The organism is Mycobacterium scrofulaceum, from assembly GCF_001667885.1.
Taxonomy (GTDB): domain Bacteria; phylum Actinomycetota; class Actinomycetes; order Mycobacteriales; family Mycobacteriaceae; genus Mycobacterium; species Mycobacterium scrofulaceum_C.
The window spans coordinates 1-535 of the sequence record NZ_LZJW01000183.1; the positions used below are offsets into that span (position 1 = coordinate 1).

Annotated in this window: 2 protein-coding genes; both read right to left on the reverse strand. The window is 65.8% G+C overall.

Annotated features, from left to right (window positions below; all coding sequences use genetic code 11):
* On the reverse strand, window positions 1-78 hold a 78-nt coding region (locus A5681_RS26920; RefSeq protein WP_156737066.1), incomplete at its 3' end, for a PPE domain-containing protein.
* Window positions 79-418: 340 nt separating this feature from the next.
* Window positions 419-535 (reverse strand): PPE family protein, SVP subgroup (locus tag A5681_RS28085; protein ID WP_419866345.1); only part of this gene is annotated, 117 nt, incomplete at its 5' end.

The following is a 535-nucleotide window of genomic DNA, read 5'->3' on the forward strand; positions in this document are numbered from 1 at the left end:
CATCAACGACCCCGACCCCGGACCGGCATAAATCCGCGCCGAATTAACCTCCGGCGGAAGCGCCCCAAAATCAAACACGAATTACTCCTTAACCTTGGCCGCTTGGCGCGAGTATTGAATGACGATAAATCGGTTACTGCGGGTCGCCCGGCACTCGACCCCGGTGGCGCCGGTGACCGCCGGGCGCGCGAAGACTTCGGGTCGTTCCCGCGGCGCGGACCGGCAAGGATGAGCTCTCGCCTTGCCCGTTGCCGCTTGTCGGCTATGAGCTGGAGCAAGACGTCCGCTGCGACCGCCTCCGTCGACGACGCAGCTTCGCGCGAGCCGCAGCGATGTCGTGGCGGCCGGATCTGGGTCTGGTCGGCGCCCAATAAAATCGCGCCGCGGATAACTGAAATGACCAGGCTTCATGTCGCCCCTATCCGGCCGATGGTGGTCGGGTTAGGACGCTGTAGCGGAAGCCGTATTTGTGGGAGTAGCCCGCGGCGGCGCCGGCGCGACGGCCCATGACGCCGGTGGGCATGCCGCGCAGCAG